Here is a 4,237-nt window from a genome sequence, read left to right on the forward strand (position 1 = left end):
CTGCTGGGCGGGTCCGTTGGGGGCGGTGAGTCCGTTGGAGGCGCCGTCCTGGTTGACCGCCGAGCCGCGCACCACCGCCAGCACCCGGTGGCCGTGGCGGCGGGCATCCGACAACCGTTCGACCAGCAGCAGGCCCACGCCCTCGGACCAGCCGGTGCCGTCCGCGGCCGCCGCGAACGGCTTGCACCGCCCATCCGGCGCCAGCCCCCGCTGCCGACTGAAGACCACGAACGCGTGCGGGGTCGGCATGACGGTGACGCCGCCGGCCAGCGCGAGATCGCATTCGCCGTTGCGCAGCGACTGGGCGGCCAGGTGCAGGGCCACCAAGGAGGAGGAGCAGGCGGTGTCGACGGTCACCGCCGGACCCTCCAGGCCGAAGGTGTAGGCGATCCGGCCCGAGGCGATGCTGCCAAGGGTCCCGGTGCCCATGAAGCCTTCGTACTCCTCGGGCACGAAGGGCAGACGGGTCAGGTAGTCCTGGTTGACCAGACCGGTGAAGACGCCGGTGGCGCTGCCGTGCAGGGAGTGCGGGTCGATGCCGGCCCGCTCGAACGCCTCCCAGGCGGTCTCCAGCAGCAGCCGCTGCTGCGGGTCGGTGGCCAGCGCCTCACGTGGGCTGATCCGGAAGAAGGCGTGGTCGAACTCGGCGGCGTCGTAGAGGAAGCCGCCGCGCCGGACGTAGGAGGTGCCGGAACGGGATGGATCGGGGTCGTAGAAGCCCTCCAAGTCCCAGCCGCGGTCGGTCGGGAACTCGCCGATGCCGCTGCGGCCTTCCGCCAGCATCTGCCACAGGTCCTCCGGCGAGGCGACACCGCCGGGGAAGCGACAGGCCATGCCCACGATCGCGATCGGCTCCTCGTCGGATGCGGCCGAGCGGCGCGCGGGCTTCAGGGCCGCGGGGGCTGCCGCACCGCTCTCGCCGAGGACGGTGGTGAGCAGGAAGTCCGTCAGCACGGCGGGTGTCGGATGGTCGAAGACCAGCGTGGCGGGGAGGGCGAGTCCCGTCGCGCTGCCGATGCGGTTGCGCAGCTCCACCGAGGTGAGCGAGTCGAAGCCCAGTTCTTTGAAGGGGCGGGTCGGGTCGATCGCGACACCGCTCCCATGGCCCAGTACGGCGGCGACGTGGGCGGTGACCAGACCCAGCAGGTGCTGGCGCCGTTCGTCGTGGCCCAGCCGGGCTAGCTGGTCGGCCAGGCCGGAGCCGCCGTCCGCGACGGCGGAGGCGGCGATGCGCCGTCCGCTGCTTCGGACCAGTCCGCGCAGCAGGGCGGGCACGGTTCCGCTGATCCGGCCGGCGTCCACCGCGGCGGCGACCAGCATCGGCTGACCGCTGAGCAGGCCCTCGTCGAACAGCCGCATGCCCAGCTCCGTGCCGAGCGGCGTCACTCCGCCCCGCTCCAGACGGGCGAGCGCGTCGGCGTCCATGTGCTGGGTGAGCCCGGAGGCTTCGGCCCAGAAACCCCAGGCGAGGGAGAGGGTGGGCAGGCCGCTGCGCCGACGCTGGGCGGCGAGGGCGTCGAGGAAGGTGTTGGCCAGCGCGTAGTTGGCCTGGCCCGGTGCGCCGAGGGTGGCGGCGGCGGAGGAGAACAGGACGAAGGCGTCCAGGTCCAGGTGGGCGGTCAGCTCGTGCAGGTGCCAGGCCGCGTCCACCTTCGGACGCAGTACCGCGCGCAGGCGCTCGGGGGTGAGGTTGGTGACAGTCGTGTCGTCGAGTGCTCCTGCGGCGTGGATGACGGCGCTGAGAGGATGCTCGGCGGGGACGATGGCCAGGAGGTCGGTGAGCTGCTGGCGGTCGGCGGCGTCGCAGGCGACGATGCGCACGCGTGCCCCGAGGGCGGTCAGCTCCTCGTGCAGCTCGGCCGCCCCGGCGGCCCGCGGCCCGGACCGGCTGACGAGCAGCAGGTCACGAACCCCGTGTTCGGTGACCAGGTGCCGGGCGACGTGACCGCCCAGCACGCCCGTGCCACCGGTGATCAGCACCGTGCCGTCGGCCCGGAACGGTGCGGGCAGGGTGAGGACCACCTTGCCGATGTGCCGGGCCTGGCTGAAGTACCTCATCGCGGCCCGCGCGTCGTGGAAGTCCCACGCCGTCACCGGGAGCGGTCGAAGCGTCCCGGCCTCGCACAGCTCGCGCAGCTCGCCGAGCATGACCTGAACGCGCTCGGGTGTCGCCTCGCCGAGATCGAAGGCGCGGTAGGCGACGCCAGGGTGCGCCTCACGGACCACCTCCGCGTCCCGGATGTCCGTCTTGCCCATCTCCATGAAGCGGCCGCCGTCTCCCAGCAGCCGCAGGGACGCGTCCACGAAGTCCCCGGCGAGCGAGTTCAGGACGACGTCGATCCGGGCGTCGCCCAGCGCCGTGCGGAAGTGGTCCTCGAAGTCCAGGGTGCGGGAGGACGCGATGTGGGCGTCGTCCAGGCCGTGTTCACGCAGGACGTGCTGCTTGCCGGGGCCGGCGGTGGCGAAGACCTCGACACCCCAGTGCCGCGCGAGCTGCAACGTCGCCATGCCGACACCGCCGGCCCCGGCGTGGACCAGGAGCTTCTCCCCGGGCTGGACCTTCGCCAGGTCCACCAGTCCGAGGTAGGCGGTGAGGAAGACGATCGGGAGTGTCGCCGCCTCGGCGAAGCTCCACCCGTCCGGCACCGTCGTCACCATCCGCGCATCGGCGGTGGTGACCGGGCCGGTGCCGTGGATCAGCCCCATCACCCGGTCCCCCACCGCGACATGGGTGACGTCAGGAGCGGCCTCCAGAACGACACCCGCCCCTTCGCCGCCGAGTGCGCGGGCGTCGTCCACCACACCCAGGGCGACTGCCACGTCGCGGAAGTTCAGCCCCGCCGCATGCAGCCTGATACGAACCTGGCCGGGGGCGAGCGGCGCGTCCGCCTCCGGGAACTCGACCAGGCCGAGATCCTCCAGCGTTCCCCTGCCCGTGACGCCGAGCCGCGTGCCGACGCCGTCCCCGGCCTCCGGGAACCGCTCGGGGCCGGGGTACCGAGTGAGCCGGGGAACGTGGACAGTGCCCTCGCGCAGGGCGAGTTGGGGTTCGTCGAGGGTGAGCGCGGCCGGTAGGGCTGCGAGGCTGTCGGGGTGGCGGTCGGTGTCGACGAGGACGATGCGGCCGGGATTCTCGCTCTGGGCGCTGCGGATCAGACCCCACAGCGGGGCGTGCACCAGGTCGGCCAGTGGCTCGCCGGGCCGGGCGGCGACGGCGTTCCCGGTGAGGACCACCAGACGTGACCCGGTGCGGCCGTCGTCGGCCAACCATTCCTGGACGAGAGCGAGGGTGTGCTCGGCTGCGGCCTGCACCCGCTCCGGCAGCGGCAGTTCGGCGTCCGCTGCGTCGAGAACGGCATGGACAGGCACCCCGTCCAGCGACTCCGGCGGGACGCCGAGTGCCACGACGCTCCAGTCCTGCTCGGTCCCGTCCTCGACTTCGGCCTCCGGCGCGGAGGCGGGTGTGGAGACGGGCGTCCACTCCACGGAGAACAGCGAGCCGTGCGGGCGCGCGATGGCGGCGGCTTTGAGCTGTGCCGGGTCGACCGGGCGCAGGGTGAGTCCACCGACCCGTGCAACGATTTGCCCTGTCGGATCGGCGAGCGTCAACTCGGCGCCGGACGGCGTGCTCCGGGTGAGCCGCACGCGCAGCGTCGTGGCACCTGTGGCGTGGAGGTCCACCGAACTCCAGGAGAACGGCAGCAGCACCTCACCCGTCGTGGCGCCGTCCAGGGCGAGGGTGTGCAGGGCGGCGTCGAGCAGCGCGGGGTGGACGCCGTAGCCGTCGGTGTCCGCGTCGATCCGCACCTCGGAGTAGAGGTCGTCGCCCTTGCGCCAGGCTGCGGTCAGCCCCTGGAAGGCCGGGCCGTAGTCGTAACCGTGGGCGGCGAGGTCGTCGTAGAGGCTGTCCGTGGGCAGGGCCTCGGCGCCCTCCGGCGGCCAGGCGGCCAGGTCGTTCTCGTCCTGGGGAGCGGGGGAGTGGGCCGCCAGCGTACCTCTCGCGTGGGTGGTCCACGGCGCACCGGACCCGGCGCCATCAGTCCGGGAGTGGATCGTGACAGTGCGCACGCCGGTCTCGTCGGTCCGCCCCGTGATGACCTGGAGTTGCAGTGTCGATTCCTCGGGGATGACGAGGGGGGTCTGGAGGGTGAGTTCGGCCAGGTGGGGGTGGCCGGTGTGTTCTCCGGCGTGCAGGGCGAGGTCGACGAAGGCGGTGCCGGGCAGCAGCACCGTGCCG

The 4,237-nt window shown here is 72.8% G+C and carries 1 protein-coding gene; it reads right to left on the minus strand.

Going from position 1 to position 4,237, the window contains the following annotated elements; all coding sequences use genetic code 11:
* On the minus strand, nt 1-4,237 hold a 4,237-nt coding region (locus tag VE546_RS16435), incomplete at both ends, for an SDR family NAD(P)-dependent oxidoreductase (protein ID WP_324922929.1).

Origin of the sequence: Streptomyces sp., from assembly GCF_035644915.1 — a bacterium.
In the GTDB taxonomy this organism is placed as follows: Bacteria; Actinomycetota; Actinomycetes; order Streptomycetales; family Streptomycetaceae; genus Streptomyces.